Source organism: Stenotrophomonas sp. GQ19, assembly GCF_059758695.1.
This window is the reverse complement of sequence record NZ_JCAXES010000001.1, coordinates 177,214-202,982: the sequence shown is the minus strand read 5'-3', so window position 1 is coordinate 202,982 and position 25,769 is coordinate 177,214. Positions and strand designations below refer to the sequence as shown.

20 protein-coding genes are annotated in these 25,769 nt (G+C 67.7%); 8 read left to right on the top strand and 12 right to left on the bottom strand.

The genetic code is table 11. The features are described from left to right. Nucleotides 1-62: 62 nt before the first annotated feature. Nucleotides 63-1,235 (bottom strand): efflux RND transporter periplasmic adaptor subunit, encoded by a 1,173-nt coding sequence (locus AC6CHL_RS00880; protein ID WP_498292856.1) that lies wholly within the window; start codon nt 1,233-1,235, stop codon nt 63-65. Between the two features lie 126 nt (nt 1,236-1,361). Between AC6CHL_RS00880 and AC6CHL_RS00875 the strand changes: the two genes are divergently transcribed. Together AC6CHL_RS00875 and AC6CHL_RS00870 are read left to right on the top strand one after the other, a co-directional pair. Then, nucleotides 1,362-2,108 (top strand): response regulator, encoded by a 747-nt coding sequence (locus AC6CHL_RS00875; protein ID WP_447596234.1) that lies wholly within the window; start codon nt 1,362-1,364, stop codon nt 2,106-2,108. Beyond that, on the top strand, nt 2,108-3,172 hold the full coding sequence (locus AC6CHL_RS00870) for an ATP-binding protein (protein ID WP_498292854.1): 1,065 nt from the start codon (nt 2,108-2,110) through the stop codon (nt 3,170-3,172). Before AC6CHL_RS00875 ends, AC6CHL_RS00870 begins: the two co-directional genes overlap by 1 nt. Here the strand turns inward: AC6CHL_RS00870 and AC6CHL_RS00865 are convergent. The 3 genes from AC6CHL_RS00865 to AC6CHL_RS00855 form a co-directional block, all read right to left on the bottom strand. After that, nucleotides 3,150-4,967, bottom strand: a complete 1,818-nt coding sequence (locus AC6CHL_RS00865) for a DUF7844 domain-containing protein (RefSeq protein WP_498292852.1) — start codon at nt 4,965-4,967, stop codon at nt 3,150-3,152. The genes AC6CHL_RS00870 and AC6CHL_RS00865 overlap by 23 nt on opposite strands. Then, a complete protein-coding gene (locus tag AC6CHL_RS00860) occupies nt 4,967-5,260 on the bottom strand; it encodes a DUF2388 domain-containing protein (RefSeq protein WP_392732939.1) in 294 nt (97 codons plus the stop codon). Before AC6CHL_RS00860 ends, AC6CHL_RS00865 begins: the two co-directional genes overlap by 1 nt. A gap of 65 nt (nt 5,261-5,325) precedes the next feature. Then, nucleotides 5,326-6,714, bottom strand: coding sequence for a D-2-hydroxyglutarate dehydrogenase (locus AC6CHL_RS00855; protein WP_498292850.1), 1,389 nt, complete (start codon nt 6,712-6,714; stop codon nt 5,326-5,328). Between the two features lie 187 nt (nt 6,715-6,901). On the opposite strand from AC6CHL_RS00855, the gene serA reads away from it, so the two are divergent. Beyond that, nucleotides 6,902-8,143 (top strand): phosphoglycerate dehydrogenase, encoded by a 1,242-nt coding sequence (gene serA, locus AC6CHL_RS00850; RefSeq protein ID WP_498292848.1) that lies wholly within the window; start codon nt 6,902-6,904, stop codon nt 8,141-8,143. Nucleotides 8,144-8,327: 184 nt separating this feature from the next. Here the strand turns inward: serA and AC6CHL_RS00845 are convergent, their stop codons facing one another. After that, nucleotides 8,328-8,912 (bottom strand): NUDIX hydrolase, encoded by a 585-nt coding sequence (locus AC6CHL_RS00845; RefSeq protein ID WP_498292846.1) that lies wholly within the window; start codon nt 8,910-8,912, stop codon nt 8,328-8,330. A 183-nt stretch (nt 8,913-9,095) separates the two neighbouring features. Here AC6CHL_RS00845 and AC6CHL_RS00840 point away from each other — a divergent pair, with 183 nt between their 5' ends. The 5 genes from AC6CHL_RS00840 (at nt 9,096) to mtnC (ending at nt 15,030) form a co-directional block, all read left to right on the top strand. Then, entirely contained in the window at nt 9,096-10,574 is a 1,479-nt protein-coding gene (locus AC6CHL_RS00840; RefSeq protein ID WP_038688618.1) for an amino acid permease, read from the top strand. A gap of 67 nt (nt 10,575-10,641) precedes the next feature. Next, nucleotides 10,642-12,069: an amino acid permease gene (locus AC6CHL_RS00835; protein ID WP_038688620.1), complete on the top strand. Its 1,428-nt coding sequence runs from the start codon at nt 10,642-10,644 to the stop codon at nt 12,067-12,069. Between the two features lie 755 nt (nt 12,070-12,824). Beyond that, on the top strand, nt 12,825-13,469 hold the full coding sequence (locus tag AC6CHL_RS00830) for a methylthioribulose 1-phosphate dehydratase (protein ID WP_425598270.1): 645 nt from the start codon (nt 12,825-12,827) through the stop codon (nt 13,467-13,469). Nucleotides 13,470-13,764: 295 nt separating this feature from the next. Then, on the top strand, nt 13,765-14,328 hold the full coding sequence (locus AC6CHL_RS00825) for a 1,2-dihydroxy-3-keto-5-methylthiopentene dioxygenase (RefSeq protein ID WP_038688624.1): 564 nt from the start codon (nt 13,765-13,767) through the stop codon (nt 14,326-14,328). A gap of 3 nt (nt 14,329-14,331) precedes the next feature. Continuing rightward, nucleotides 14,332-15,030, top strand: coding sequence for an acireductone synthase (gene mtnC / locus AC6CHL_RS00820; protein WP_498292844.1), 699 nt, complete (start codon nt 14,332-14,334; stop codon nt 15,028-15,030). A 36-nt stretch (nt 15,031-15,066) separates the two neighbouring features. Here the strand turns inward: mtnC and AC6CHL_RS00815 are convergent, their stop codons facing one another. The 7 genes from AC6CHL_RS00815 to AC6CHL_RS00785 form a co-directional block, all read right to left on the bottom strand. Continuing rightward, entirely contained in the window at nt 15,067-15,519 is a 453-nt protein-coding gene (locus tag AC6CHL_RS00815) for a hypothetical protein (RefSeq protein ID WP_498292842.1), read from the bottom strand. 64 nt (nt 15,520-15,583) lie between these two features. Next, complete coding sequence (locus tag AC6CHL_RS00810; protein WP_498292840.1) at nt 15,584-18,232, bottom strand: beta-mannosidase; 2,649 nt, start codon at nt 18,230-18,232, stop codon at nt 15,584-15,586. 87 nt (nt 18,233-18,319) lie between these two features. Next, nucleotides 18,320-19,513, bottom strand: a complete 1,194-nt coding sequence (locus tag AC6CHL_RS00805; protein ID WP_498292839.1) for an AGE family epimerase/isomerase — start codon at nt 19,511-19,513, stop codon at nt 18,320-18,322. After that, complete coding sequence (locus AC6CHL_RS00800) at nt 19,510-20,511, bottom strand: carbohydrate kinase family protein (protein WP_498292837.1); 1,002 nt, start codon at nt 20,509-20,511, stop codon at nt 19,510-19,512. The genes AC6CHL_RS00805 and AC6CHL_RS00800 overlap by 4 nt, the downstream gene beginning before the upstream one ends. A gap of 7 nt (nt 20,512-20,518) precedes the next feature. After that, on the bottom strand, nt 20,519-21,829 hold the full coding sequence (gene fucP, locus AC6CHL_RS00795; protein ID WP_051598833.1) for an L-fucose:H+ symporter permease: 1,311 nt from the start codon (nt 21,827-21,829) through the stop codon (nt 20,519-20,521). A gap of 44 nt (nt 21,830-21,873) precedes the next feature. Continuing rightward, nucleotides 21,874-22,920 (bottom strand): LacI family DNA-binding transcriptional regulator, encoded by a 1,047-nt coding sequence (locus AC6CHL_RS00790; RefSeq protein WP_038692249.1) that lies wholly within the window; start codon nt 22,918-22,920, stop codon nt 21,874-21,876. A gap of 105 nt (nt 22,921-23,025) precedes the next feature. Then, complete coding sequence (locus AC6CHL_RS00785) at nt 23,026-25,491, bottom strand: GH92 family glycosyl hydrolase (RefSeq protein ID WP_498292835.1); 2,466 nt, start codon at nt 25,489-25,491, stop codon at nt 23,026-23,028. Nucleotides 25,492-25,769 lie beyond the last annotated feature (278 nt).

Sequence of the window (25,769 nt, the reverse complement as noted above, 5' to 3'; positions counted from 1 at the left end):
GTCCCGTGAACCTACCCGCCCCGGCCCAGCCAGAGAAGAGGCGCAAATGGCAGCTTTTGCTCCTAGCGCGAACCAACCGCCTTCGCGGCAGTAGCAGTAGCAGTGGCAACAGCAGCCGGCTGCCAAGGCCGGGCCGTCACCGCCATCCCTTCCTGCAACCGCTCCTGCCCTTCCACCACCACCCGCTCACCCGCCTGCAGCCCGTGGCTCACCACATACTGCCGGTCCACCAGACCATCCACCTCGATCGTCCGGATCACCGCCTTGCCCTCCTTGCCCACCACCCACGCATACGACTGCCCGCCCGTACTGCGCAGCACCGACTGCTGCGGCACCAGCAACGCACCCACCTGCACCCCGCGCGGCACCCGCGCCCGCACGAACATCCCCGGCAACAACCGCCGCGCCGGATTGTCCACCACGATCCGCAACACAATGTCGCCCGTCTCCGCGTCCACATTGATCCCCGAAAACAGCATCCGACCCTGCTCCGCATACGGCGTCCCGCCCGTACCCAGCAGCGTCACCGGCAAACCCTTCGCCGCATCCAGCTGACCGGCCACCACCGCACGCTGAATACCCTCCAGCATCGACGCCGGCTGCCGCACATCCACGTACACCTGGTCCAACTGCTGCACCACCGCCATTGGCGTCGCATCGCTCGCCGTCACCAACGCCCCTTCGGTCACCAGCGCCTGATCGATACGCCCCGCAATCGGCGACTCCACCGTCGCATAGCGCAGATCCAACTGCCGCCGCGCCAGCGTCGCACGCGCCTGTGCCACGTCCGCCACCGCCTGCTGATGCTCCGCATGCGCGTCATCCCGCGCCTGCTGACTCACCGCCTGCGCCGCCGCCAGCGAACCCAGCCGCTCCGACTGCACCCGCGTCCGCGCCACCGCCGCCTCACTGCGCTGCAGCAACGCCCGCGCACTGTCCACCTCCGCACGGAACGCCGCCGGGTCGATCTGGAACAACGGCGTACCCGCCTGCACCTCCGCCCCCTGCGCGAACAGCCGCCGCTGCACGATCCCGCCCACCTGCGCGCGGATCTGCGCCGTACGCACCGCCGCCACACGCCCCGGCAACTCATCGTCGCGCTGCACCGTCGCAGGCGAAAGCGACACCACGCTCACCTCCGGCACCGCCACCGGCGCCGCCTCGTCCTTGGCACATGCCGCAAGCATGACCGCAAGCACCGCCCATACAGCGGTTTGAATCCTGTTGGTTTTCATCAGCTGCACAGGGCCGCACGCACGGCCAGAATCATGAATGGCGAAGTCTGCGGCGACTGCGTGGGGTTTCGATGGAGGAACTGTGGAGATACGATGGAGCACAAGCACCTTCTGGCCCTGCCCCGCATGCACGCCACCGATTCGCCCAGCGCCGCCGCGCACTGGGACCGCTCGCTCAACGCGCTGGTCCTGATCGTCGAAGACGAACCGGAAATCGCCGACATCGTTGCCGCCTACCTCCATCGCGAAGGCCTGCGCACCGTGCGCGCGCTGGACGGGATCGGCGCCTTGGCCCTGCACCGCAGCGCCCGGCCCGACCTGATCCTGCTCGACGTGCAGATGCCCGGCATGGACGGCTGGACCGTGCTCAACACCGTGCGCCAGCGCGGCGACACCCCGGTCATCATGCTCACCGCCCTGGACCAGGACCTGGACAAGCTCACCGCACTGCGCATGGGCGCCGACGACTACGTGGTCAAACCGTTCAACCCGGCCGAAGTGGCCGCGCGCGTGCGCGCCGTCCTGCGCCGCACGCTCAATGCGCGTGGCCCGGCCAAACCCGGCATCCTGCGCGTTGGCAGGCTGGTGATCGACCCCGAAACCCACGCCGTGCACGTCGAGGGCGACGGCTACAGCCACGAACTGCTGCTCACCCTGACCGAGTACAAACTGCTGCACTGCATGGCGCTGGCGCCGTCACGGATCTTCAGCCGCAGCGAACTCATGCACGAGTGCCTGCCCGAGAGCGAAGCCCTGGAGCGCACCGTGGACAGCCATGTCAGCAAGCTGCGCCGCAAGCTGGATGACGTGGGCCTGGGCAACGTGCCGGCCAGCGTCCGCGGCGTGGGCTACCGGCTGGCGGCCGACCACTGATGCGCCGCCCGGGCCTGAGCCGGCACATCGTGGTGTCGATGTCGCTGATGGTGCTGGCGGTGATCGTGATGGTGATCCTCAGCTCCTACCTGCTGTACGCGGTACTGGTGAACTTCTATCCGTACGCCGAAGAACCCACCGGCTGGGCGCCCACCGGCCCCGAACTGGTGTGGATGGCCGCGGTTACCCTGCTGGGCCTCGCCGTGGCCGTGGCTGCCTCGGTACGGCTGTCGCAGCGCATCCTGACCCCGCTCAATTCGGTGGTGGACAGCATCGGCAAGCTGGCCGGCGGCGACCTTGGCGCACGGGCCGCCGCCAGCGAACGCTCGCTGGGCGAGGTGGCGCTGCTGGTGGACGACTTCAATGCCATGGCGCGCCGCCTGCAGAACATGGATGCCGACCGGGTGATGTGGCACGCCGCGATCGCCCACGAACTGCGCACCCCCGTGACCATCCTGCGTGGCCGCCTGCAGGGCCTGGCCGAGGGGGTGTTCCAGCCCGATGAAGCCCAGTTCCGCAGCCTGCTGGCGCAGGTGGAAGGCCTGTCCCGGCTGATCGAAGACCTGCGCGTGCTGAGCCTGGCCGACAGCGCGCGGCTGGACGTGCGCCGCGCGCGCAGCGACGTGGTGCATGAAGTGCATTCGGTCATGACCCTGGTCGATCCTGGCTTCCGCAGCGGCGGTTTCGTGCTGGAACTGGAAACCTCGCGCGAGGAGCATCCGGCCCACTGCGATCCCACCCGGGTGCGCCAGGCCCTGATGGCGCTGCTGGAGAATGCACGCCGCTACGCCACGCCCGGGCGCGTGCGCATCGCCGTGCATGACACCGCCACCCACGTGCAGGTATCCATCGACGATGAGGGACCGGGTATCGACCCCGCGTTGAGCGCGCACATCTTCGACCCGTTCATGCGCGGCGATGGCTCGCGTTCGCGCCAGCGCGGCGGCAGCGGGCTGGGCTTGGCGGTGGTGAAGGCCATCGCCGATGCCCATGGCGGCCGCGTATCGTGCACCGCCAGTGCGCTGGGCGGCGCACGCTTTGTCATCGAACTGCCGCGTCAGTAGCGGTTTCCTCGCGCGCCAGGGTACGCATGCGCGCGCCCAGCCGGTCCAGGTTGTTCTCGATCGTGACCAGTTCCTGCTGCTGTGCCGCCGGCAGGCGCGCGCGCAGCTGCTGTTGCAGCTGCTGCCACGCCGGTACGCCGCGGGCGCTGATGGCCGCGGTGGATGCCGCGGCAGCCGCCCGCTCGCTGCCCAGCGGCAGACCGTAGCCGCCGCCCGGCACCAGCGCCGCCGGGCTGACCAGCTGGCCGGTGTCCTGCAGCAGCGCCATCAAGGTGTCGCGGGCCGGGTCGGCGCCCTGTGCGCGGGTGCCAAGCGTGCGTTTGAGCTGGTCGCGCGCGCGCAGTTCCTCGCGTTGGCGTGCCGCCTGTTCCAGCAGCAGCAACGCCGCCGTTGCGCGCAGCCCACCCTGCCCCAGCCACGGTGCCCGCTGCGCCGCCGGACGCTGCAGCCATGCAGCCACCTCGGCAGTGTCCAGCGGCAGTTCGGCCCGGGCCACCTCAAACAGCTGCTGGTAGTGATCCTGCGCCGAGGCGAAGTAGTAGCCCTGGCGGGTTGCCTCGGCCCGGTTCTGCAGCACCGTCGGATCGGCGCGTCCCTCCCGGGTCAGGCGCGTCAGCAGGCCACGCGGGGTGATCCGGTTCAGGCCGGGCGTGGCCCAGGCCGGCACGCCTTCCTGCAGCAGCTTGCCGGTTTCCACCGCGCAGTTGTTGCTCACGAACAGGTACCTGCCGTCATAGCTCCAGTGCACCTGGGCCACGCGCTCGAGCAGGCTGGCAATCTCTCCGGGCTGCAGCTGCAACGGCACTGAAGACAGCCCGCGCAGTTCCAGCTGGGTGTACTCGTTGATCACCTGGTTCAGCGGCAACACGAACAGCCGCGAGGGGTACGAACCGGTGAGCCCGCGCCAACTGGAAATCTGCACATCGCCGACAAACGCGCGGAACGACAGTACCCGGTGGTAGGACAGGTCCATCCGGCAGGCAGGCCCCGGCGCGCGGCCCGGCGCGCAGATCACCAGCCGCAGCATGCTGTGGCCCCAGCGGCTCATCAGCCGGTCGTTGCCCTCGGCGAGCAGGTAGTCCACCGCGTACACGCGGGCCGGATCCAGCTGCAGCAGCGATGCGGCACCCGATGCGTCGTCGGCCTGCACCAACGGCAGACGTGCATCGCAGTCCGGGACGTGTCCGCTGGCACCGATCTGCGCGGAGAACCATGCATGCACTGCCGGGCGCCGGCAGGCATATGCGGGATCCAGCACGAAATGCTCGGCGTTGACCGCCAGAAACTCCGCCGGGCTGGTCCGCTCGTACTCGTCGGGGCTGCGGGTGCTGAAATGATTGCCGGTGCGACCCAGCCGCCAGGGGCGCTGCTGCCAGCCACTGAGGTCGCGCCATCGCGCCGTCTGCGACCAGCCCCCGCCTGCGGCGCGGTCCAGCACATGGGTGAGTTCGTGGATCAGCGCGGCCTGCAGCGCGCGCGGCAGCGGTTCGCCCGCGCGTACGTCATCGAGCAGGTCACGGCGCAGGGTAATCGCGCCACGGCGGGTGCGGCCATGCACGTGTTCTGGAAGGGTGGACGACCAGCCGACCTTTACCGGGCGATCAAAACGGTCCTGCCAGGCGGCAGGTACTACGTGCTGCATGTCCTGCAGTGCACGCTCGGCGGCCAGGATCTGCTGACCATCGAGTCCGTCCGGCTGCAACTCGAACTGCAGCGCGGCCTGCGCGAAGGGGCAGGCCAACAGCGCCGCCAGGGCCGCCCATCGCCAGCGGCGGGCCCGGCGACGCGCCTGCATCAGCGTGCCAGCAGGGTCCGGGCCAGCGCCAGGTCGCTGGTATCACGCTGCGCGGCATCGTGTTCGCGCAGGTGCAGCAGGGCCGCTTCCAGGCGGGCGCCACGGATGGCCCCGTCGCTGGCAACGAATGCCGCCGCGTCTTCGCGCGCATCGAGCACGATCTTGTCATCGTCCGAGCTGGACGAACCGGCCGACGAGGCACCGGAGGCGGAGCCAGCGGACGAGCCGGCGAAACTGGAGGCCAGCGCCGGCAACGGCAGGGCAAGCACGGCGAGAAGCAGGATCGGACGCATCGTCATGGTGTCGTTCGAAGTGGGAAAGCGCAGAGCGTATAGCCTGCGTGAAGACCTGTCGCGTCCTACAGGTCGAACAGCTTGCCGGGATTCAGCAGCCCTTGGGGATCAAACGCACGTTTGACCGCCTTCATCAAGGCGATTTCCGGCGCACTGCGGGTGCTGTCCAGGTAACCCTTCTTGACCAGGCCGATGCCATGTTCGGCCGAGATGCTGCCATCGAACCGTGCCAGCACCTGGGCCAGCAGCTTGGTCACGTGCTCGCACTGGGTCAGGAATTCCGCATCTTCGGTGGCATCGGGCTTGAGCACGTTGATGTGCAGGTTGCCGTCGCCGATGTGGCCGAACCAGACCACGTCGAACTGCGGATACGCCTGCCCGATCAGCGCCTGGGTTTCGGCCATGAACGCGGGCATCGCCGAGATCCGCACCGACACGTCGTTCTTGTACGGCTTGTAGCGCGCCACCGCTTCGGTGATGCCCTCGCGCAGGCGCCACAGCTGCGCGGCCTGCGCATCGCTGGCACTGACCACGCCGTCACTGACCCAGCCCTGCTCCATGCAGGCCTCGAACGCCGCCATCGCGGCGGCTTCCTGGGCCTCGTCGCCGGCCGCGAATTCGGTGACCACGTAGAACGGGTGCACCTGCTCGAACGGCGCCTGCGCACCGTGCGCCAGCACGTGTTCCAACGCGCGGTCGGTGAAGAACTCGAACGCCTGCAGCTGCATCCGCTCACGGAACGCGGCGAACACCTGCATCAGCACCTCGAAGCTGGGCAGTGCCAGCAGCATGACGTTGCTGGCCGGCGGCGGATCGGTCAGCCGCAGCGTCGCCTCGACGATCACGCCCAGGGTGCCTTCGGAGGCGATCAGCAGCTGTCGGAAATCGTAGCCGCTGGAATTCTTGATCAGTCCCTTGTTGAGCTCCAGCAGCTCGCCACTGGCGGTGACCACCTTCAATCCGGCGATCCACTCGCGGGTGTTGCCGTATCGGATCACGCGGATGCCGCCAGCGTTGGTGGCGACGTTGCCGCCGATCGAGCACGACCCACGCGCGGCGAAGTCCACCGGGTAGATCAGCCCGTGCTCCAGCGCTGCGTTGTGCACCGCTTCCAGCGCCATACCGGCCTGTACGGTCAGGGTGCGGTCCACCGCGTCGAAGGCCAGCGGCTTGTTCATCCGCTCCAGGCTCAGCACCAGTTCGCCGTTCGCAGCCACCGCGCCACCGGACAGCCCGGTGCGCCCGCCCGACGGCACCACCGCTATCTGGTGCGTGCTGGCCCAGCGCAGGATCGCCTGCACCTCATCCACGCTGCCCGGCAGGGCGATCGCCAGCGGCGCCGGGGTCCAGCGCCGGGTCCAGTCGCGCCCGTAATGCTCCAGATCGGCCGCTTCGGTCGTGAGCCGCAGCCCGGGGCAGTCCTGCAACAGCGAAGAGAGGCGCGGATCGGTCATGGCGGCAAGGCAGGACGAGGGAATTCCCAAGCGTAGCAGACCGCCACGCCGGGCCTGGCCGCCGGCATCCCCTTCAACGTGTCAACGGATGCATCTGAAACCATCGCCGCGCCGATTGGCGCACTGCACAATCCCCCGCCTGTTCTGGCATAGTTGGGCGCTCCCGCCCTACACGCTGCGCCCGCCCATGTCGCCGAAGAAGACCTCGTTCCCGAAGCAGGATATCCGCGTGCTGTTGCTGGAGGGGGTGAGCCAGACCGCGATCGACGTCTTCACCGCCGCCGGCTATTCGCAGATCGAACTGCACAGCAAGGCGCTGCCCGAGGAGGAGTTGAAGGCACGCATCGCCGAGGCCCACATCGTCGGCATCCGCTCGCGCACCCAGCTCAGCGCCGACGTGCTGGCCAACGCCAAGCGCCTGATGGCGGTGGGCTGCTTCTGCATCGGCACCAACCAGGTCGACCTGGACGCGGCCGAACTGGCCGGCATCCCGGTGTTCAACGCGCCCTACTCCAACACCCGCAGCGTGGCCGAACTGGTCATCGCCGAAGCGATCATGCTGACCCGTGGCATCCCGCAGAAGAACGCCGAATGCCACCGTGGCGGCTGGTCCAAGTCGGCGGCCGGCAGCCACGAAGTACGAGGCAAAACGCTGGGCATCATCGGCTATGGCCACATCGGCACCCAGGTGGGCGTGATGGCCGAGGCCATGGGCATGCAGGTGATCTTCCACGACGTGGAAACCAAGCTGTCGCTGGGCAATGCCCGCGCGGCGATCAGCCTGGACGACCTGCTGTCGCGCGCCGACATTGTCACCGTGCACGTGCCCGAAACCCCGGCCACGCAGTGGATGATCGGCGCCGAACAGCTGGCCCGCATGCGCCCCGGCGCGCACCTGATCAACGCTGCACGCGGCACCGTGGTCGACATCGACGCGCTGGATGCGGCCCTGCACGCCGGCCATATCGGCGGCGCGGCACTGGACGTGTTCCCGATCGAGCCCAAGGGCAATGGCGATGCCTTCGTGTCGCCGCTGACCGCGCACGACAACGTGATCCTGACCCCGCACGTAGGCGGCAGCACGCTGGAAGCGCAGGACAACATCGGTGTCGAAGTGGCGGCCAAGCTGGTGCGCTACAGCGACAACGGCAGCACCCTGTCGGCGGTCAACTTCCCGGAAGTGACCCTGCCCGAGCACGAGGACAGCCTGCGCCTGCTGCACATCCACCAGAACGTGCCGGGCGTGCTGTCCAAGGTCAACGAGATCTTCTCGCGCCACAACGTCAACATCGACGGCCAGTTCCTGCGCACCGATGCCAAGGTGGGCTACGTGGTGATCGACATCACCGCCAGCGAGGCACAGGCCGGTGCGGTGCGCGACGAACTGGCCGCGATCCCGGGCACGCTGCGTACGCGCGTGTTGTATTGATCCGGGTTCGTTGCCAGGGCCCGTCACCCATGGGTGGCGCGACTCCACGGCATAAGGTCATGCGTCGGGTGTAGAGCCCCCCTTGAGTCAAGGGGGGCGCGCCAACGGCGCGGGGGATGTGGGTGTTAGTGAGCGGGGGCCCGCGTTTTGCGCAGCAAAGCGTGGGGGCGAGAGCGCGAATGCGCTATCGCCGCGCCATCCACCGCTTGGCCATGCGCGGCAACGAATCATCACCATCCGGCGTTGCGATCGCCGCATTGGCCACGTCACGGATCTCCCGCCACGCCAGCGCCAGCGACTCTTCGCTGATCGCAAACTGTTCGCTGCCCACCGCCCGCACCACGTAGCGAGCGTCGTAATGCCAATGCCCAGCCACGTCCCTGCGTTCGGGAATCCAGTGCTTGTCGATGTCGAACAGCGCGCCATCCTCCAGCACCAGCCCGCTCAGCCCGGACTCTTCCTCGGCTTCCTTGAGCGCCACCCGGGCCAGGTTACGGTCACCGTCGGCGTGGCCGCCCAGCTGCAGCCAGCGGTCCAGCTTGCGGTGGTGGGTGAGCAGCACGCGCTCCCCGTCGGCACTGACCAGCCATGCGCTGCCGGTGAAATGACCGGCCAGGCGTTCGCGCAGGAAGGGGTTCTCCGGGTCGTCCAATAGTGTGCTGAATTCGTCAGCCAGGGCGGCGTGGGCAGGCTGGCGCTGCGCATACGCAGCCAGTTGGGCACGCAGTTCAGCATCAGCAACGGCAACGGATTCAGGGTTCAGCGACATGGTGGCGGGGGGTTCAGGCGGAATTTGTCGATTATCGCCGGGCCATGCTGCATTTGTGCTTGTGCGCGGGCTTCAGCTTTGGCTAAGGTACAGCGGGCCCCGCACGCTGGGGCGCCCAGTTGCCATCAAGGTGCCCGGCAATGTACCGCGCACCTCACCTTTGTCCATTTAGGGAAGCACTGCATGCTGAAGTCTCTGTTGAGGGTCAAACCGGTTGAACCCGCCGGCCACGTCGACGCGGGTGAACCCATCGAAGGCAGCCTGGACGGCGAAGCCACACTGAAACGGACCCTCACAGCCAAACACCTCATCATGCTCGGGATCGGCGCGGTGATCGGTGCCGGCATCTTCGTGCTGACCGGCCAGGCTGCGGCCAACCACGCCGGCCCGGCAGTCATGCTGTCGTTCGTGTTCGCCGGCTTCGCCTGCGCGCTGGCCGGCCTGTGCTACGCCGAGTTCGCGGCGATGATGCCGGTCTCCGGCAGCGCGTATTCCTACTCCTACGCCACCCTCGGCGAAGGCATGGCCTGGTTCATCGGCTGGTGCCTGGTGCTGGAATACCTGTTCGCGTCGGCGTCGGTCGCGGTGGGCTGGTCGGCGTACCTGATCAGCTTCATCACCACCACGTTGCACATGCCGTTCCCCGACGCGCTCAGTGCCGCGCCCATCGCCTGGAACGGGCATGAGTTCGCCGCCTCCGGCAAGCTGTTCAACCTGCCGGCGATGCTGATCGTGGCGGCGGTGACCGGCCTGCTGTATGTGGGCGTGACCCAGTCCGCGTTCGTCAACGCGATCATCGTGGCCATCAAGGTCTTCGTGATCTGCCTGTTCGTCGGCATTGGCGCGGCCCATGTGGACCCGGCCAACTGGCATCCCTTCATCCCCGAAAACACCGGCGTGTCCGGCGAGTTCGGCTGGAGCGGCGTGTTCCGTGCGGCCACCATCGTGTTCTTCGCCTACATCGGCTTCGATGCGGTCTCCACCGCCGCCGGTGAAACCAAGGACCCGCAGCGCAACATGCCGATCGGCCTGCTGGGCTCGCTGGCGGTCTGCACCATCGTCTACATCATCGTGTGCGCGGTGCTGACCGGCATGCTGCCATACCACCTGCTGGGCACCGACAAGCCGGTGGCCACCGCGCTGGAAGCCTACCCGAGCCTGTCCTGGCTGAAGACCGCCGTGGAGATCGGCGCCATTGCCGGCCTGTCCTCGGTGGTGCTGGTGATGATGATGGGCCAGACCCGCATCGCCTACACCATCTCGCGCGACGGCCTGTTGCCGAAGGTGTTCGGCAAGGTCCACAAGCGCTTCCGTACCCCGTACTGGGCCACGATCGTGGTCGGCGTGATCGCCGCCGCACTGGCCGGCATGGTGCCGCTGAACGTGCTCGGCGAGCTGGTGTCGATGGGCACCCTGCTGGCCTTCGCCACGGTCTGCGTGGGCGTGCTGATCCTGCGCTACACCCGCCCGGAGCTGCCGCGTCCGTTCCGCGTGCCGCTGGTGTGGGTGATCTGCCCGCTCGGCGCGGCGTCGTGCCTGTTCCTGTTCTGGCAGGCGTTCGTGGTGCATTGGCACCTGTTCGTGGGCTGGACCGTGCTGGGCCTGCTGATCTATTTCGGTTACGGCATGCGCCACAGCAAGCTCAACACTCCGTCCGCCTGATGTACCTGACGGGCCGGCCCACGCGCCGGCCCGTTCCACATACGCTCCACCTATAAGAAAACACACCATGTTCAAGCAACTGTGGGCCACCAAGCACCCGCACGCCGCCCACGAAGACGCCAACGGCTTGAGCCTGCGCCGCACGCTCGGCCCCTGGGGGCTGACCGCGCTGGGCATCGGCGCGGTGATCGGCGGCGGCATCTTCGTGATCACCGGCCAGGCCGCGGCCAACCACGCTGGCCCCGCGATCATGCTGTCGTTCGTGCTCGCCGCGATCTGCTGCGCGTTCTGCGCGATGGCCTATGCCGAGTTCGCGGCGATGGTGCCGGTCTCGGGCAGCGCCTACACCTATACCTACGCCACGTTCGGCGAGCTGTCGGCCTGGTTCATCGGCTGGATGCTGGTGCTCGAATACGGTGTGTCGGCCTCGGCGGTGGCGGTGAGCTGGACCGGCTATTTCCTGAGCCTGCTCAGTCATTTCGACATCCACCTGCCCGCTGCACTGGTCAGCGCGCCGTTGGATGGGCAACTGCGCCCGACCGGGGCGATCGCCAACATTCCGGCCGCGATCCTGGTGCTGCTGCTGACCTGGCTGTGTTACGTGGGGATCAGCAAATCCTCGGCGATGAACATGGCGATGGTGGTGCTGAAGACGGGGCTGATCATCCTGGTGATCATCGCCGGCTGGAAGTATGTGGATCCGGCCAACTGGACGCCGTTCATTCCGGAGAACGCGGGGCCGGGCAAGTACGGTTTCGAGGGGGTGCTGCGCGGTGCGGCGATGGTGTTCTTCGCCTATATCGGGTTCGAGGCGGTGTCGGTGGCGGCGCAGGAATCGCACAAGCCGCAGCGTGACATGCCGATCGGGATGTTGCTGTCGCTGGTGATCTGCACGGTTCTGTACATCGCGATGGCGGCGGTGATGACCGGGCTGGTGCCGTATCAGTTGCTGGGTACGGACGAGCCGGTGGTGACGGCGGTGGCGGCGCATCCGCAGTTGGGCTGGTTGCGGATCGTGGTGGAGATCGGGGCGCTGATCGGGTTGTCGTCGGTGGTGCTGGTGATGATCATCGGGCAGCCGCGCATTTTCATGATCATGGGGCGCGACGGGTTGCTGCCGCCGGTGTTCACGAAGATTCACCCGAAGTACCGGACGCCGCATATCAATACGGTGATCACGGGGATCGGGATCGCGTTGCTGGCGGCGTTGTTCCCGCTGGATATCCTGGGCGAGCTGACGTCGATGGGGACGCTGATTGCGTTCGCGGCGGTGTGCGCGGGGGTGTTGATTCTGCGTCGTACGCAGCCAGACTTGCCGCGTCCGTTCCGGATGCCGATGGCGTGGTTGATCTGCAGTCTGGGGGTGCTGAGCTGTATCGCGCTGTTGACGGCGATGACGGCGCACAACTGGATGCTGATGGGGATCTGGACGGCGGTGGGCTTTGCGATCTACTTCGGGTATGGGTATCGGAATAGTCGGCTTGCCGGGAAGTAAGGGGTGGGGTTTTGCCGGGCCTGCGGCCCGGCGGCCCGCTTTCTACTGCAAGTGCAAGTGCAACGGCAACGGCAATTGCGGCTCTGGGGTGCTGTGGGGGTGGCGGGACGGGGTGAGGCCGCGGGGGACGCCGCAAGTACGTCCTTGTAGGCTTGGTCGCCGCATCCATGCGGCTCACACCCCCGCAACCTCACCCCGCCCCACCCTCGACAGGTTCCGTGTGACGGTGCCGGAAGCCAACGCAGCGTTTGGGCTGGGAGGGGTGTTGCCTGGTTTCATTGCTCGGGGTGATCGGGGCCGCTGAGGAAGGGTGAAATTGATGGGGGTGACTGTTGATCGCCACTTGTCGACAGCGTGGTCCTTGATGACCGGTGTTCGGTGATTGGGGATTGGTCACCAAAAATGAAATCGCGGTAGGTGACGACCGTTGGTCGTCACGCCTTGGAGCCGGCCACTGGCCGGCTTTGCTTTTTCTCCCCACCCCCACCTGCTGGCGCTCGCCTCAGCGTGTCGGGGGCTGGGCGGGGTGGGGTTTGCGGGGGTGTGAGCCGCATGGGCCCGAGGCATGCCTCGGGCGGGTTGGGCAGGACGCCCAACCCCGGTCTTGCCGTGTGCGCACGAGAGCGCACACGCGCAAGCGGCGACCAAGCCTCCATGGACGGATTCACGGCGTCCCCCGCAAACCCCACCCCGCCCAGCCCAGTCAGGAAAACGGCTCTACGTAGTACCTGCTTTTACCGATCCACCCCGTTAAAATGCCAGCCATGAACACCTTCCCCTACGATACGGCGCGCCTGAGCGAGCTGGCCCAGGTGCTGATCGACAACGTGCGTGAGCTGGCCCAGTCGGGCTGGACGCCGGCGACCAGCAGCAACTTCTCCCATCGCCTGGATGATCGCCATGCGGCGATCACCGTGTCCGGCAAGGACAAGGGTCGGCTGGTGGAGGACGACATCATGGTCGTCGACTTCGACGGCAAGGCCGTTGGGCGTCCGCTGCGGCCGTCCGCCGAGACCCTGTTGCACACCCAGTTGTATCGCCGGTTCCCGGAAATCGGCTGCGTGCTGCATACCCACTCGCCGGTGCAGACGGTGGCCTCGCGCCTGTATGCGCCGCAGGGGCATATCCGCCTGGAAGGCTACGAGCTGCTCAAGGCCTTCCACGGCAACAGCACCCACGAAATGGCCATCGACGTGCCGGTGTTCGCCAACACCCAGGACATGGACGTGCTGTCGGCCCAGGTCGACGCGCTGCTCGACACCCAATCCCTGTGGGGCTACCTGATCGACGGCCACGGCCTGTACGCCTGGGGCCGCACGATGGCCGAAGCCCGCCGCCACCTGGAAGCCTTTGAATTCCTGTTCCATTGCGAACTGGAACTGCGCAAGCTGCGCGGCTGAACGGCAGCGCGGCACCCCGGTAATGCCGGCCTCTGGCCGGCTCCACGCAATCCAGGTGGTGCCGGCCGCTGGCCGGCTCCACGCAATTCCGGTAGTGCCGGCCGCTGGCCGGCTCTTCCAGATCTTTTAACGTTCATGAAGAGCCGGCCAGCGGCCGGCACTACCGTTGGGCTGCGGACTCTCCAGATTCCTGAAGGGAATCTGTATTCCGCCCTTCACCATCCGCCTGCGGCCCCTTCCCCGGCGCTGCGCTGGTACCCTTTCCTTCCCCCTTCTCCGCCTCGCTGCCGCCGCCATGAGCCGACTCCGCATTTTTGACGACACCGCCCCGGACGCCCCGCTGTTCGACAGCCGCGATGGCGCGGCGATCGCCGCCGAACTCAAGCAGATCGGCGTCACCTTCGAGCGCTGGCAGGCCACCCAGGCGGTCGCGCCCGGCGCGAGCCAGGAGGAGGTGTTCGCCGCCTACAAGGCCGACATCGACCGGCTGGTGGCCGAACATGGCTTCAAGAGCGTGGACGTGGCCTCGATCGCCCCGGATAACCCCAACCGCGCCGAGCTGCGGAAGAAGTTCCTCGACGAACACTTCCACAAGGAAGACGAAGTGCGCTTCTTCGTTGCCGGCTCCGGCCTGTTCACCCTGCACCTGGACGGCAAGGTCTACGAGATCGAGTGCGTCAAGGATGACCTGATCGCCGTGCCCGATGGCATCACCCACTGGTTCGACATGGGCGAAGAACCCAGCTTCGTGGCGATCCGCTTCTTCACCGAAGCCGACGGCTGGGTCGGCCATTTCACCGGCAGCGACATCGCCCAGCAGTTCCCGCGTTACCACCCCGCACAGCACCAGGCCGACTGATCCATGCCGCATCCAACCGTCATCCTCACCGATATCGAGGGCACCACCAGCAGCATTTCGTTCGTCAAGAACGTGCTGTTCCCCTATGCGCGCAAGGCCCTGCCGGCGTTCGTCGCCGCCCATGGCCAGCAGCCGGAGGTGCGCCGCTGGCTGGACGCGGTGGCCGTGGAGATCGGTGGCGCCTGCCAGGACAGCCTGATCGTGGAAACGCTGCAGGGCTGGATCGACCAGGACCGCAAGCACACCGCGCTGAAGGCGCTGCAGGGCATGATCTGGGAAAGCGGCTACCGCAACGGCGACTACAAGGCGCACTTCTACCCGGACGTGGCGGCCGTGCTGAAGGGCTGGCATACCGAAGGCAAGCCGCTGTACGTATATTCGTCCGGCTCGGTGCCGGCCCAGAAGCAGTTCTTCGGTTTCAGCGAGGCCGGTGACCTGACCGGGCTGGTCTCGGGCTGGTTCGACACCGAAGTGGGCGGCAAGCGCGATGCCGACAGCTACCGCCACATCGTCAAGGCGATCGGCGTGCCGGCAGGCCAGATCGTGTTCCTGTCCGACGTGGTGGAAGAGCTGGACGCCGCACGCGAGGCGGGCCTGCAGACCCGCCTGCTCGACCGCCTGGACGACTACCCGCTGCCGCGCAACGGCGAAGCGACCCACGGCCACGACCGCGTCGAGAATTTCCAGCAGATCACGCTATAACCGCGAGGCGAACGGGGGCGGAGGCAGCAAGCGTCTTCAGGCCCACGTGATGGATAGCTGATCCGGGCGGTCCAACGGGATGAGAACCGTTGTGCCGCGCGACGAGGTGGCGCGAACGCCATCTTCCTCCAGCGCCACGCTGACGAATGGGTCCGTTCGGCGCAGCACCAGCAGCCAGACCAACGTATTGGTTGCCGCCTCACTCACCGCGATAAAGCCATCTTCACCTGCGGCGCAGCACTCGCCGCAGGTGATCCGCGTGTCTGCCGACAGCGCGACGGTATTCAGGACTGCCAGCCCCTCGCAACCTTCGGCGTCGGCCTGCCACGCATCCGACGCCGGAACCCATGCCTTTTCCATCACCTGCGGGTGTGGCTCGGACGTTTCGAACAGGCAATAGAATCCATTGGCGAAAGCGAGTGAATTCTCGCGGGGATACGCTTCTGCCTGCCACCTGCTCTGGATGATGCGTCTGTCTGCTGCGAACACGCGCGTGGCCTGGTCAACGATACGTTGGAGAATACTCCAGGCGTGCGCAGACAGGCTGCCGCCGCTAGCGTGCGGCCATTGCATCGACCAATGAGGTGAGCCTCAACGCCTTCTGCAGCGATGCGAGGTCGGCATCCGCGTGCAGCCGAATCGTCACTGTCTCGCCCGGCACCAGGTCCAGCGCGTTGTCGTCAAGCGTGGCGTCCAGCCCATCGAAGGCGATCCACAGCGCACGCACCAACGTAGGCGAACGCAGGGTCAACACATACCCGTCGCCATCGGCGCGCAGTTCGCTGTCGATCGTCGCCGGTGACAGCAGCAAGGCCTTGGCCGGCGCGAAATACACCCGCTGCTGTGACAGCAGCCTTCCGCCGTCGAACAACTCCACCACTGCTACGGTGCGTGCTGGATCGGCCCCCTTCAACAGGTCCGCATCGGCGAACCGGCCCACCTCCAGCGCGGACAACGGCGGCAAGGCCACGGTATGCCGCTGCTCACTGCGCAGCGCGCCATCGAGATCCATCACGCGCAACCGCCACGTCGCCTGCAGGCCCTGTTGGCGGTCGTTGAGCAGGCTTACACGGGTCATACCGTCGTCGCGCAATGCGGCCACGGCCTGGTCGGCGAAGAAGCGCTTGGCATGGAAGTGCAGTGCCTTCCAGCGGCCTGCGTAGTCGATGCTGGACCACGAGGCACCCGGCCACACATCGTTGAGCTGCCAGTACAGCGAGCCCATCGTATACGGCCGCGACGCGCGGTGGTGCAGCGCGGCCAGCTGGATGCCGTCGGCCTGCATCACCTGGCTGAGGTACACGAACGCCGGGAAATCGCGCGGCGTGCCGTACTCCTCTTCGATGTACTTCAACAGGCGCTGGTTGCCCTCGCCGGCCATGAATTTCTGGTGGGCGCGCACCGTGGCGCTGTCCACCTGCTGATCGGCGGTCGGAATGATGCCCTCCAGCGTACGCAGCGACGGCCATGCCTGCAGCCCGTATTCGGACATGAAGCGCGGGGTCTCGCGCAGGTACGCGGTCACCGGCAGCGCCGGGTTGCCCCACACCTGCCAGTAGTGCTTGTCGCCCCGGGTGGAATCGTTAGCCTTGTCGTCCAGGTCGTTGCTGGGCGAGCTGGACCAGTACGGCACGCCGAGCCCTTCATCGGCCACCACCTGGCGCAGGTCGTTGCCGAACAGGTCCACGTAGCCCTGCCATACCTTCGCCGCGAAGGCCGGGTCGGCAGCGGTGAGGTCGCGGCCATGGCCCCAGTCTTTCCAGGCGGTTTCTTCCTCGTTGTTGCCACACCACAGCACCACGCTGGGGTGGTGGCGCAGCCGGCGCACGTTGTCGCGCGCCTCGGCCACCACGTTGGCGCGGAACGCCGGGTCGTAGCCGGGCTGCATGCCGCCGCCGAACATGAAGTCCTGCCAGACCAGCAGGCCCAGCTCGTCGGCGATGTCGAAGAACACATCGTCCTCGTAGTAGCCCCCGCCCCAGTTGCGCAGCATGTTCATGTTGGCGTCGCGCGCGGCGGTGAGCTCGCGGCGGATCCGCGCGGCATCCACCCGCGCCGGGAACATGTCGAACGGGATGACGTTGGCGCCCTTGGCGAAGATCGGTACGCCATTGATGACGAACGCGAAGCCCTGCCCGCCCTGGCGGTCCACTTCACGGCGCAGCTCGACGGTGCGCAGGCCGATGCGCTGTTCGATCCGGCGCGCGTCTGCACCGCCCGGTGCCAGCGTGGCCCGCACGGTATAGCGCGCCTGCTCGCCCTGCCCCGCCGGCCACCAGCGGCGCGGCTGTTTCAGCGCGACCGGCACGGTAATGGCGTTGTCGCCGAGCTGCAGTGAGGCGTCACGATCGATACGGGCCACTGACACACCGTCCGGGTCCAGCACGTCCACGCGCACTGCGGCAGTGCCACGCGCGGCGCTTTCCACCTGCACGGTGATCGCCAGATCGGCGTGCGCGGCGTCCAGCGCGCGGGTCTGCACGGCCAGGGTGGTCAGGCGCTGCGCATTCCAGCTGTCCAGCTGCACCGGGCGCCAGATGCCGGCCGTCACGTAACGCGGGCCCCAATCCCAGCCGAAGTGGTAACCCGGCTTGCGGACGAAGTTGCCGACCATCGCGTCTTTGGGCTCGTCGCCGTACGGCGAAGGGTAGTTGCCGGCGATCTTGTGCGGCATCGCCTGGACGCGCGGCAGCAGCGTGGTGATCGGGGAGCGCAGCACGATGCGCAGTTCATTGCCGGTGGCACGCAGCCGGCCGTCCACCCGCGCGCGCCACGTGCGGTGGCTGTTGTTGGCCTGCAACAGCGGCTGGCCGTTCAAACTCACCGTGGCAAAGGTGTCCAGGCCTTCAAACGCCAGCTCGGCATGCGCGCGTGTCAGCGTGGCCGCGTCCACGTCGAAGCGGGCGCGGTATTCCCAGGCGGCCAGACCGATCCACTGCAGGCCCGCCTCGGGCGCGCCCGCGTAGGGATCGGAGATCAGCCCTTGAGCCAGTAGATCGATATGCACCGCGCCCGGCACCTGCGCAGGGCGCCACTGCTGCAGGCCGGGGTGCGCGGCACCGCGCGCGTCACCGGGCAGCAGGCGGAATGACCAGTCGGCCGCCAATGGGGCGGCCGCCACGGGCAGTGCCCACGCGGCCAGCAGGACCAGCAACAGCCAACAGGCCGGTGCAACGACATGGAAACGGCGGTGCGCGCGCATGGGGGCCTGCCTGGTTGTGGGAGCAGCCGACCAACGGTCGGCTCTACCGGGTTTGGGGCAGCCGACCGACGGTCGGCTTTACCGGATTCAACGCACTACGTTGAGCACTTCGTAGCACGCGCCCATGGTGTGGTAGTCGGTCTTGCCGGCCGGGCTTTTCTCGTCGCTGTAGGAACGGTTGTCCGCGTCCAGGATGCGGTACCAGGCGCCGTAGCGGTGGTCGATCATGTGCTGCCAGGCATAGCCCCACAGCCGGTCGTACCAGTCCCAGTACTGCGCATCGCCCGTGCGCTTGGCCAGCAGCGCGGCGGTGGCCAGCGATTCGGCCTGCACCCAGAAATACTTGTCGTCGTCGCAGACGCTGCCGTCCGGCGCGAAGCCGTAGTACAGGCCACCGCGCTCGGCGTCCCAGCTACGCGCCACGGCCACGTCGAACAGGTGGCGGGCGGTGGGAACCAGCCAGTCGGCCTGCACATGGCGGTCCAGGATCAGCAGCAGCTTGGCCCACTCGGTCTGGTGGCCGGGCTGGAAACCCCACGGGCGGAACAGGTGCTTGGGGTTGTCGCGGTTGTAGTCCCAGTCGATCTGCCACTGGCGGTCGTAGTGCTCCCACACCAGACCGTCGGCCCGGGCGGCCTGGCGGCGGGTCATGTGGTCGGCCAGCAGCAGCGCGCGTTCCAGGTAGCGCTGTTCGCCGCTGGCCTCGAACGCGGCCAGCATCGCTTCGCACATGTGCATGTTGGCGTTCTGGCCGCGGTAGTCGCTGAAGGTCCAGTTCGCGTCCGCCTCGTCTTTGTACAGGCCGAACGACGGTTCCCAGAAGCGCAGTTCCAGCAGCTGCCAGGTTTCGTCCATCCACCCGCGGGCCTCGCTGATGCCGGCCTTCAGCGCACAGCTGTAGGCCAGCAGCACGAACGCCACGCCGTAGCAGTGGTTGGTGGCGTCTTCGACCACGCCATCGCGCAGGGTCCAGGCGTAGCCGCCGGTGGCCGGATTGCGGTGCACCTGGCGCAGGTAGCGCAGGCCGTGCTCGACCGCCGCCAGGTCCTCGGGCTTGCCGAACTCGCGGTAGGCCATCGCGTGGTTGAACACGAAGCGGGTGCTGCTCACCAGATGGCGGTGGCTGGCGTCGTACACGCTGCCATCGTCACGGTAGTAGTGGAAGAAGCCGCCGTTGGGGTCGATCTCGTGCGGCTGGTAGAAGGCCATGGTCTGCGCGATGTGCGCACGCAGGAACGCAGGCGAACGGAAATCAGGGGTGGGCGGAACCGGCGTGGTCATGCGGCGTCTTCCTGTTGTTGCTGCAGCAGCTGTTGGACTTCATCAAGGCTGGGCATGGCGGCGAACGCGCCCTTGCGGGTTACGGCCAGCGCACCCACCGCCGCACCGAAGCGAATGGCCCCGGTCAGGGCGGACGGGTCCTGGCAGAAGGTGGCGAAGGCACTGCCGTCGCCGCCGCGCTCGCCGATGCCGAACAGCAGGCCACCCACGAACGCGTCGCCTGCCGCAGTGGAATCCACTGTCTGCACGCGGAAGCCGGTGAGCACGCCCTCGGTGTGGCGGGTGTGCCAGCGGATCGGGGCGGCACCGTCGGTGATCACCACCGCCTGCGCCTGCGCCTGCGCGCCCAGCAGCCGTGCAATCACCGCGTCGCCGCCACCTGCGTGCGCGGCGGCCAGGTAATCCAGTTCCTCACGCGACAGCTTGACCAGCTCGGCCAACTGCAGGGCCTCCCACAGCCGCGGCAGCGGGTCCACGCCGGTCGGCCACAGCGCGGGGCGCAGGTTGAGGTCGATGCTGACCATGGCGCCGGCGGCGCGCGCGCGGCGCATGCCGTCCAGCGTGGCCTCGGCGATCTCCGCTTCGGTCAGGCTGTTGGAACACACATGGAAACTGCGCGTGCCGGCGAAGCAGTTGGGATGGAAGTGGCTGCTGCGGAACAGCAGGTCCGCGGCCGGCGGCCGGTAGAAGCTGAAGCTGCGCTCGCCGTGCGCGTCCAACGCCACGAACGCCAGCGCGGTCTTGGCCGCGTCGGTGCGCACGATGCAGTCGGTGGCCACGCCGGCGTCGGCCAGGCTCTCGGCAAGGAAGTCACCGAACATGTCCTGGCCGAGCATGCCGGCGAAATGGGTGTCGGCACCCAACCGTGCCGCCGCGACGGCGACATTGGCCGGCGCACCACCGGCGTATTGCAGGAACGCCCGCGGGGTGTCCGGCGTGGCCGGCGGTTGGGCAAGTAGATCGATCAAAATCTCGCCGAAACAGACAATCTTGCTCATTCGGGCCTCAGGCTCCCTGGCGGAATGCGGCGCTCGGGCGCGAACCCGACAGGCCATAGAAAATGATGTAGCCGTAGCAGACCAGCGGCAGGATGAAGGACGGCTGCAGCCCGATATGGTCGGCCAGCACGCCCTGCAGGTACGGCACCACGGCGCCGCCCACGATGGCCATGATCAACAGGCTGGACGCCTTGTTGGTCAGCGGTCCCAGACGCTCGATGCTGAGCGCGAAGATGGTCGGGAACATGATCGAGTTGAACAGGCCCACCGCCACCACCGAATACAGCGACACGTGACCCGAGCCGAGCATGGTCAGCGCCAGCAGCAGCACGTTGACCACCGCGAACAGGGTCAGCAGCAGGCGCGGCGAGAACCGCGTCATGATCGCCGAGCCGGCGAAGCGCCCGATCATCGCCAGCGTCCAGTACGCCGACACGTAGTGGGTCGCCTGCTGCTCGGTGAAACCACCGATGGACGGCATCGACAGGTAGTTGACCAGGAAGCTGCCGATCGACACTTCGGCGCCCACGTAGAAGAAGATCGCCAGCACGCCGAACAGCACGTGCTTGTGGCGCAGCGCATCCATCAGGGTGTGCGTGCCACTGTCGCCCTGCTCGGTGGTTTCGGTCAGCGCCGGCAGGCGGAACAGGTAGACGAACACCGCCAGCAGCGCCAGCGCGATGGCCAGGCCGACGTAGGGGCCCTGCACCGACTGCGCTTCCTGCACGCGGTAGGCAATCTGCTCGGCCGAGGGCAGCGCGGCGATGTCATCGGCGCTCTTGACCGTGTTGCCCAGGATCAGCAGCCCGCCGAAGATCGGCGCGATCGCCGTGCCCAGCGAGTTCAGCGCCTGGGCCAGGGTCAGCCGGCTCGACGCGGTCTGTTCCGGCCCCAGCAGTGCCACGTACGGGTTGGCGGCCACCTGCAGCACGGTGATGCCGGTGGCCAGCACGAACAGCGCGCCCAGGAAGGCTTCATACACGCGCAGTTCGGCGGCCGGCCAGAAGCCGAGTGCACCGACGGCCGCGATGGCCAGGCCCGCCACGATGCCCTTCTTGTACCCCAGGTGCGCCACCAGCCGGCCGGCGGGCAGCGACATCAGGAAGTAGGTGCCGAAGAAGGTGAACTGCACCAGCATCGCCTTGGCGTAGTTCAGCTCGAACACCGCTTTCAGATGCGGAATCAGGATGTCGTTGAGGCACGTCAGGAAGCCCCACATGAAGAAGATCGTGGTGGCCACGGCCAGGGCCATGCGCGTGTTGACCACGGGCGCGGACGATGACGAGGCAGGCAGTCGGGGCGTTGGAGAAATGGGCATTCAGGTACGCGCCTCGTTGCGCGGGCAGGTAAAGGGAAACGCCATCACGCAGCCACCGGGCCGCTGCTGGCGCGGATGCGCAGTTGTACGGGCGCCACGGTGCGTTGTGGCGCGGCATCGGGATGGTCCAGCCGCTGCAGCAGCAGTTCGGCCGCCTGGCGGCCCCGCTCGCGCGGGTTCACGGTGAGCGTGGTCAGCGGCGGCAAGGCCACCGCCGCTTCGGAGATATCGTCGAAACCGGTGACGGCGAAGTCCACGCCGGGGCGCACCCCGCGCGAGGCCAGGCCCAGCATCAGCCCGAGCGCAACGCTGTCGTTGTAGCAGACCGCCGCGGTCGGAGCCGGCACGCGCGCGAACAGTTCTTCGCTGCGCGCGGCCGCTTCCAGGCGGCTGGGGGCCGACTCGATCAGCCAGTCCGGATGCAGCTCCCTGCCCGCTTCGGCCAGTGCCTGCGCATAGCCCAACCGGCGCTGGTGGCAGGAACTGGAATCGGCATGGCCACCGAAGAACGCGATGCGCTCGTGCCCGCGTTCGATCAGGTGGCGGGTGGCCAGGTAGGCGCCCTGCTGGTTGTCCAGGGTGAGGAAATCCCAGTCGGCACCGGGCGGCTCGCGATTGAACAGCAGCACGTTGGCGTTGAAGCCCAGTACCTGGCGCAGTTCGGCCGCATCACTGCCTTCGGCCGGCGACAGGATCAACCCGGCCGGGGTGTGTTCCATCAGGGTGGTCAGCACCGCCTGCTGCCGCTGCGGTGATTCGCCGGTGCTGCCCAGCAGGGTCACGAACCCCTTCGCACCCAATGCCTCGTCCACCCCGGAGGCGAATTCGGCGAAGAACGGGTTGGACAGGTCGTTGATCACCAGGGCCACGCTGGACGAGGTGCGCCGGCGCAGGTTGGCCGCGCCGCGGTTGTAGACATAGCGCTGGCGGCGAAGCTCGGCCTCGACCTTGGCGCGGGTGTCGACATTGACCAGCGGGCTACCACGCAGCACCAGCGACACGGTCGCCCGCGACACGCCGATCGCTTCGGCGATATCGGTCACGGTGACGGCGCGCGTGCCCTTGCCCGCTGGTTTGACCTTGTCATTCATGGTGTCTGCCCGGTCCTTGTCATCCGGCAAGCGTAAACGATCGCATCGGCAAGCGGACCGCGCCCCTGCAGGCACGCAGATCGCGACCGCCGCCGATGCAACGGTTCATTCCAGCACCGCCCCGGGGGTGGCGCAGAACGAACGCGGCAGCGCCTCGACCTGGGTGCCCCAGCCGCCGGTGGGAGCCTGGGTGCCCAGCGCGAAGTCGATGCGACCGCCCTGCTGCAGCCGGTTCCAGTCCAGCCACACCGGGGCGTGGTCCTTGCCGTCCACGCGCACGCCCTGCACGTACTGCAGCGTGCGCCCGTCTGCACCGGCGGCGGCCAGGGTCAGCGTGCGGCCGGTGCCCAGGTCCACCTCCACCTTGTCGAAGCGCGGGGTATGCAGCAGGAACTGGCCACTGCCCGGCACCGCCGGGTACAGGCCGATCGCGCTGAACAGGTACCACGCCGACATCGTGCCCAGGTCATCGTTGCCGGTGACGCCATTGGGGGCGTTGGTGAACAGCTGCTGCGCGGCACGCACCACGGTGGCGGTCTTCCACGGCTGGCCGATCAGCGTGTACATCCACGGCGCGTGCAGGTCCGGCTCGTTGTTGGGGTTGTAGCGGTACTGGTTGTAGTAGCTGTACGGGCCCACCACCCATTCCTTGCGCGCGGCGGTCAGCGGCGACTGCACCAGCGCGTCGTAGGCGAAGAACGCATCCAGGCGCTTGCCGGCCTGTTCGCGGCCGTGCATGGCCTGCACCAGCCCCGGCACGTCCTGCTGCGCCAGCCACTGGTACTGCCACGCGGTGCCTTCATGGAAGCCATGGTGCGAGCGCGGGCTGTAGTGGCCGTCGGACGGCACGTACCACTTGCCGTCGTCCATGCGCGGACGCGGGAAGCCGCTCATGCCGGTCTCCTCGTCGCGCACCTGCGGGTCCCACACCTTGTGCCAGTTGCCGCCACGCGCACGCAGCGTGCCGGCGTCGTCGGCATGGCCCAGGCCATCGGCCATCTGCGCCAGCGCGCAGTCGGCCAGGGCGTATTCCAGCGTGGCCGAACCGCCGTGGTGCGGGTCCACGTCCATGCCCTTGGAGGGGAACGCGCGGTCGTAGGCGACGTAGCCGTTGTCCACGTAGCCGGGGTTGCCCGAGCGGCCGGCATGCCGCGAGTTCAGCGGCGGCTGCTCGAAGGCGTTGCGGCGCAGCGCGGTGTAGGCCTCGCCCTCGCGCCCGTCCAGCGCGCCGAAGCGCCACAGGTCGACCAGGACCGGGGTGACCGGGTCGCCGGTCATGATGTTGGTCTCGAAGTTGGCGTACCCCCAGCGCGGCAACCAGCCGCCCTGCGCGTTGATGGCGAGCAGGCTGCGGCCGATGTCACGCGCCACCTGCGGGCGGGTCAGCGCCAGCCACTGGTTCTGCGCGCGGTAGGTGTCCCACAGCGAGAAGTACTCGTAGTAGGTCCAGCCGTCGGCGCGATGGATCGCATCGTCGTAACCCCGGTAGCGGCCGTCGGCATCGCTGCCGGTCAGCGGCTGCAGCAGCGCGTGGTACAGCGCCGAATAGAACACGGTGCGGTCGTCGCCGCTGCCGCCGTGGACGCGCGTGGTGGCCAGTTCACGGCGCCACTGCTGCTGCGACTGGCTGCGCATCTGCTCGAAGCCCAGCAGCTTTCCGCCCTGCATGCCCTCGCTGCGCAGGTTGTTGCGCGCGCCTTCTGCGTCCACGTGCGAGATCGCGCTGATCGCGGTGACCGCGCGGTTCTTGCCGGTATCGAAACTCAACCAGGCGCCACTGGGCTTCTGTTCGCCCTCCATGCGGTGGCGCGCGTCGGCCAGGCCGCCTTCTTCGCCCCAGGTGCCAAACGCCTTGAACGGGCGGTCGAACTCGATGCGGAACCAGGTGGTGTACTGGTGGCCGCCGCAGAAACTCTTGGTGACCAGCTTGCCTTCGACCACGCGATCACCCACCACGTCGATCACGCTGCCGATCACCGAATGGCGCTCGTTGGCCTGGCCCACGTTGACCAGCACGTGGCCGGTGCCGGCGTCGACCGGGAAGGTGTAGCGCTCGGCGGCGGCACGGGTGCGCGCGGTGGCTTCGGCATCGATGCCGCCGTAACCGGTCAGGCGCACCTTGTAGTAGCCGGCCTGGCCGATCTCGCCGTCGTGGGTGTAGGTGGACGCGTAGCGCTTGTGGTCGAAGCTCTTGGCATCGTCGGTGTTGAAGTCCCCGCCCTTGCCGATGCTGCCGGTGACCGGCAGTACCGACACCTGGCCGCCCTGCTCCCAGCACCCGGCCCCGGACAGGAATGAATGCCCGAACCCGCGGATCTTCGGGTCGTCGTAGCGCCAGCCGGCATAGTGCTCGCCGATCGGGCTGACCTGGATCAGGCCGAACGGTGCCGACGCGCCCGGGAAGGTGTTGCCGTCATCCTTGCTGCCGATGAAGGTGTTGACCTCGCGCTCCAGCGCGACCGGGGCGGCGGCCTGCAGGACCGGCGCGAAGGCCAGCGCGAGCAGGCAGGCCAAGCGCGGCAGCGGGCGGCGCAACGGGGTAACGGCGATGACGGACGGCAGTCGGCGCATGCGTGGATCCTGTGGGTCGATGTCGGTACGGCAGACGGAAAAAGGCACGGCGGATGCCCGCCATGGCGTGCCAGCCATTCCCCCGCTGGCACCGGTCCAGATCCACGTTGCCGTGAATTTAGATCGATTCAAGTAAAGCACGGAGATTTCGGCGGATGCATTCTGCGGCGCAACATGGTGCCGCTCGTTTTTCGTCTGGGAGGGCTGCCAGGGCCGTCGTTCCGGCCCTTGCTACCGGGGAGCTGCCTTTCGCCGGCTGCCACAGCTCCAGCAGGAAC

What these genes read in the sequence shown, in the direction of transcription:
- AC6CHL_RS00880 (WP_498292856.1), bottom strand. Translation starts at nt 1,235, where the DNA reads ATGAAAACCAACAGGATTCAAACCGCTGTATGGGCGGTGCTTGCGGTC.
- AC6CHL_RS00875 (WP_447596234.1), top strand. Translation starts at nt 1,362, where the DNA reads ATGCACGCCACCGATTCGCCCAGCGCCGCCGCGCACTGGGACCGCTCG.
- AC6CHL_RS00870 (WP_498292854.1), top strand. Translation starts at nt 2,108, where the DNA reads ATGCGCCGCCCGGGCCTGAGCCGGCACATCGTGGTGTCGATGTCGCTG.
- AC6CHL_RS00865 (WP_498292852.1), bottom strand. Translation starts at nt 4,967, where the DNA reads ATGCAGGCGCGTCGCCGGGCCCGCCGCTGGCGATGGGCGGCCCTGGCG.
- AC6CHL_RS00860 (WP_392732939.1), bottom strand. Translation starts at nt 5,260, where the DNA reads ATGCGTCCGATCCTGCTTCTCGCCGTGCTTGCCCTGCCGTTGCCGGCG.
- AC6CHL_RS00855 (WP_498292850.1), bottom strand. Translation starts at nt 6,714, where the DNA reads ATGACCGATCCGCGCCTCTCTTCGCTGTTGCAGGACTGCCCCGGGCTG.
- serA (WP_498292848.1), top strand. Translation starts at nt 6,902, where the DNA reads ATGTCGCCGAAGAAGACCTCGTTCCCGAAGCAGGATATCCGCGTGCTG.
- AC6CHL_RS00845 (WP_498292846.1), bottom strand. Translation starts at nt 8,912, where the DNA reads ATGTCGCTGAACCCTGAATCCGTTGCCGTTGCTGATGCTGAACTGCGT.
- AC6CHL_RS00840 (WP_038688618.1), top strand. Translation starts at nt 9,096, where the DNA reads ATGCTGAAGTCTCTGTTGAGGGTCAAACCGGTTGAACCCGCCGGCCAC.
- AC6CHL_RS00835 (WP_038688620.1), top strand. Translation starts at nt 10,642, where the DNA reads ATGTTCAAGCAACTGTGGGCCACCAAGCACCCGCACGCCGCCCACGAA.
- AC6CHL_RS00830 (WP_425598270.1), top strand. Translation starts at nt 12,825, where the DNA reads ATGCCAGCCATGAACACCTTCCCCTACGATACGGCGCGCCTGAGCGAG.
- AC6CHL_RS00825 (WP_038688624.1), top strand. Translation starts at nt 13,765, where the DNA reads ATGAGCCGACTCCGCATTTTTGACGACACCGCCCCGGACGCCCCGCTG.
- mtnC (WP_498292844.1), top strand. Translation starts at nt 14,332, where the DNA reads ATGCCGCATCCAACCGTCATCCTCACCGATATCGAGGGCACCACCAGC.
- AC6CHL_RS00810 (WP_498292840.1), bottom strand. Translation starts at nt 18,232, where the DNA reads ATGCGCGCGCACCGCCGTTTCCATGTCGTTGCACCGGCCTGTTGGCTG.
- AC6CHL_RS00805 (WP_498292839.1), bottom strand. Translation starts at nt 19,513, where the DNA reads ATGACCACGCCGGTTCCGCCCACCCCTGATTTCCGTTCGCCTGCGTTC.
- AC6CHL_RS00800 (WP_498292837.1), bottom strand. Translation starts at nt 20,511, where the DNA reads ATGAGCAAGATTGTCTGTTTCGGCGAGATTTTGATCGATCTACTTGCC.
- fucP (WP_051598833.1), bottom strand. Translation starts at nt 21,829, where the DNA reads ATGCCCATTTCTCCAACGCCCCGACTGCCTGCCTCGTCATCGTCCGCG.
- AC6CHL_RS00790 (WP_038692249.1), bottom strand. Translation starts at nt 22,920, where the DNA reads ATGAATGACAAGGTCAAACCAGCGGGCAAGGGCACGCGCGCCGTCACC.
- AC6CHL_RS00785 (WP_498292835.1), bottom strand. Translation starts at nt 25,491, where the DNA reads ATGCGCCGACTGCCGTCCGTCATCGCCGTTACCCCGTTGCGCCGCCCG.